We start from the raw sequence: 1,613 nt of genomic DNA on the forward strand, positions 1-1,613 counted from the left end.
TTGTCTGCCACGATGTCCGCCACTGGCGCAACCGTAAAGTTCACCGTTTGGCTAACGCTTTCGCCGCTTGGATCGGTAGCCGTAAACGTCAACGCTTCTGAGCCGTTCCAGTCTGCGGTTGGAGTGAACGTAGCAATCCCATTGACGATCGCCACTTGAATGTTGCTGTTGCCAGAGACACTGAAGCTCAGATCGCCATCCACGTTATCCACATCGCTGAAAGCGGTATTTAGATCGATGCTGTATGGCGTAAAGTCTTCCGCCAAGGCTTGGTCTGCAATGCTGCTTTCAACCACAGGCGCGTCGTTTACGGCATTTACGGTGACATTGACCGTCGCTTGGTCAGTCAGTGCACCATCGGTGATGGTGTAAGTAATTTCGGCGTCGCCATTGAAGTTCTCAGCTGGCGTGAACACCAACTTGCCGTCAACGATCTCGACTGTGCCTTGTGCTTCAGGTACAGACGCTGATTGGATAGACAGCGTATCACCATCAATATCGGTGTCGTTTGGCAGGACATCAATCGTCACTGGCGTGTCTTCGTCAGTAACGGCATTGTCATTGGTCGCCACTGGCGCGTCATTGACTGGTGTGACATCGACGTTCACCGTGGTGGACTCTGATACCCCACCGGAAGTGACGATGTAGGTAAAGCTGTCTGTACCGTGGTAGTTGTCGTTTGGCGTGTAAGTGACGCTGCCATCCGGGTTGACCGAGACCGTGCCGTTGGCTGGACCGTTATTGGTATCCAGCGACACCACTTTGTCGTCGCCTTCGAACGTGTCGTTACCTAAGACCTTGATGATGGTTGGCGTATCTTCCACAACCGTCGCGTTGTCTGCCACGATGTCCGCCACAGGCGCAACTGTGAAGTTCACCGTTTGGCTAACGCTTTCACCGCTTGGATCGGTCGCCGTAAAGGTCAATGCTTCTGATCCGTTCCAGTCTGCGGTTGGAGTGATCGTGGCAATGCCGTTGACGATCGCCACTTGAATGTTGCTGTTACCAGAGACGCTAAACGTTAACTCACCATCGGCGTTATCCACATCGCTGAAAGCGGTATTTAGATCGATGCTGTATGGCGTAAAGTCTTCCGCCAAGGTTTGGTCTGCAATGTTGCTCTCAACCACAGGCGTGTCGTTCACCGCATTCACGGTGACGTTGACCGTCGCTTGGTCAGTCAGTGCACCATCGGTCACGGTGTAAGTGATTTCGGCGTCACCATGGAAGTTCTCAGCCGGTGTGAACACCAGTTTGCCGTCAACAATCTCAACTGTACCTTGTGTTTCAGGTACGGAAGCTGATTGGATAGACAGCTTATCACCATCAATGTCGGTGTCGTTTGGCAGGACATCAATCGTCACTGGCGTGTCTTCGTCAGTAACAGCGGTATCATCTTTTGCCACTGGCGCGTCATTCACTGGCGTCACATCGACGTTCACCGTGGTGGACTCCGATACCCCACCGGAGGTAACGATGTAGGTAAAGCTGTCTGTTCCGTGATAGTTGTCGTTTGGCGTGTAAGTGACGCTGCCATCCGGGTTGACCGAGACCGTGCCGTTAGCTGGTCCGTTATTGGTATCCAGCGACACCACTTTGTCGTCGCCTTCGAA

The 1,613-nt window shown here is 53.1% G+C and carries 1 protein-coding gene; it reads right to left on the reverse strand.

Annotated elements, in window-relative coordinates; all coding sequences use genetic code 11:
* A partial coding sequence (locus R7E00_RS22905; protein WP_318124522.1) for a tandem-95 repeat protein occupies window positions 1-1,613 on the reverse strand: 1,613 nt, incomplete at both ends.

The sequence above is a fragment of the Vibrio sp. Vb1755 genome, from assembly GCF_033338635.1.
GTDB lineage: Bacteria > Pseudomonadota > Gammaproteobacteria > Enterobacterales > Vibrionaceae > Vibrio > Vibrio alginolyticus.